The organism is Mycobacterium sp., assembly GCF_049683355.1.
Classification (GTDB): Bacteria; Actinomycetota; Actinomycetes; order Mycobacteriales; family Mycobacteriaceae; genus Mycobacterium.
Genome location: NZ_JBAUJB010000476.1, coordinates 1 through 1,680 on the forward strand (window position 1 = coordinate 1; position 1,680 = coordinate 1,680).

Annotated in this window: 3 protein-coding genes; all 3 read left to right on the top strand. The window is 68.8% G+C overall.

The window, feature by feature from the left end:
- The coding region (locus WA944_RS26755) for an FAD-dependent monooxygenase (protein WP_526611342.1) at positions 1–667 on the top strand (667 nt) is incomplete at its 5' end.
- Positions 668–672: 5 nt separating this feature from the next.
- Complete coding sequence (locus tag WA944_RS26760; protein ID WP_526611344.1) at positions 673–1,506, top strand: FAD binding domain-containing protein; 834 nt, start codon at positions 673–675, stop codon at positions 1,504–1,506.
- Positions 1,503–1,680: 2Fe-2S iron-sulfur cluster-binding protein (locus WA944_RS26765; protein ID WP_526611345.1), on the top strand; the 178-nt coding region annotated here is incomplete at its 3' end. The genes WA944_RS26760 and WA944_RS26765, both read left to right, overlap by 4 nt.

Below are 1,680 nucleotides of genomic sequence, written 5' to 3' on the forward strand. Positions count from 1 at the left end.
CCCGGTGACCCGGCGCTACGCCGGGTACGTGAACTTCAACGGGTTGGTCGACGCCGACGATTCGATCGGTGCCGCCACGGAATGGACCACCTACGTCGGCGACGGCAAGCGGGTCTCGGTGATGCCCGTCGCCGGCGGACGGTTCTACTTCTTCTTCGATGTGGTCGAACCGCAAGGATCGCCCTACGAGAAGGGCAGCGCGCGTGAGGTTCTGCGTGCACACTTTGCGGACTGGGCACCGGGGGTGCAGACGCTGATCGACAAGCTGGACCCGGCCACCACCAACCGGGTCGAGATCCTCGACCTGGATCCGTTCTACACCTGGGTCAGGGGTCGTGTCGCAGTGCTCGGCGATGCCGCCCACAACACCACCCCCGACATCGGGCAGGGAGGCTGCTCGGCGATGGAGGACGCGGTGGCACTGCAGTGGGCGTTTCGGGATCATCCCGACGATGTGTCTGCGGCCCTGGCCGCCTACCAGCAGTCGCGGGCCGAACGGGCCGGCGATCTGGTGCTGCGGGCGCGTAAGCGATGTGACGTCATCCATGCCAAAGATCCGGAGAAGACCGCCGAATGGTACGCCGAGCTGCGAGAGGAGGACGGCACCAACATCATTCGCGGCATCGTCGGCAACATCGTGGGCGGGCCGTTGACCCCGGTCAGCTGACGTTTATGGACCTCAACACCGTCGAGACGATGACCGTCCCCGCCTGCCGCGGCGACCTGAGCCCGATCGGCCCCGAGGACGCGATCCTCGCCGGGGGTACCTGGTTGTTCTCCGAACCCCAGCCACACATCCGCCGGCTGGTCGACATCACCCGGCTCGGCTGGCGGCCGATCACCCTCGCCGACAACGGAATCGAACTCGCGGCAACATGCACGCTGAAAGAGGTGTCGCAGCTGACGTCCCAGCTCGCCGCAGCGCGGCCCGAGTGGACGGCGGCGCCGTTGCTACATCAGTGCTGCACCGCCCTGCTCGCCTCGTTCAAGATCTGGGCGACGGCGACCATCGGCGGCAACATCTGCCTGTCGCTCCCGGCCGGTGCGATGATCTCGCTCACGTCGGCTCTCGACGCCGAGCTGACGATCTGGCGCGCTGACGGCACCGACCGCCGGCTACCGGTGACAGAGTTCGTCACCGGGGTGGCCACCAATGCCCTGGGCCCAGGGGACGTCCTGCGTTCGGTGTGGCTGCCCGCCGCCGCGCTGCGTGCGGCCACGGCCTACCGCCAGCTCGCGCCGTCCCCGCTGGGCCGCTCGGGAATCGTCGTCATCGGCAGGCGCGACACCGCCGCCGACGGTGGCCGGTTCGTGTTGTCGGTGACCGCAGCCACCGTGCGCCCCTACGTGTTCACCTTTCCCGCCACCCCGAGCGCCGCCGAGCTGACCGCCGCGCACCGGACCATCGGCGAGGACGCCTGGACCCGGGACGCTCATGGCGACCCCGACTGGCGGCGCGCCGTGACCCTCGTGCTGGCCGAGCAGATCCGCCGGGAACTGGCATGAGCATCCGGGTGAACGGGTCTGAGGCACAGGGTGTTCCGGGCGCCGGCCAGTGTCTACGAAGCTATCTGCGCGAGCACGGCCACTTCGAGGTGAAGAAGGGCTGCGACGCAGGTGACTGCGGCGCATGCTCGGTGCTGGTCGACGGCGAGGCGGTGCACTCGTGTGTGTTTCCGG

Bases quoted from the DNA above. Each gene is read 5' to 3' on its own strand.
- WA944_RS26760 (WP_526611344.1), top strand. From the start codon at position 673: ATGGACCTCAACACCGTCGAGACGATGACCGTCCCCGCCTGCCGCGGC.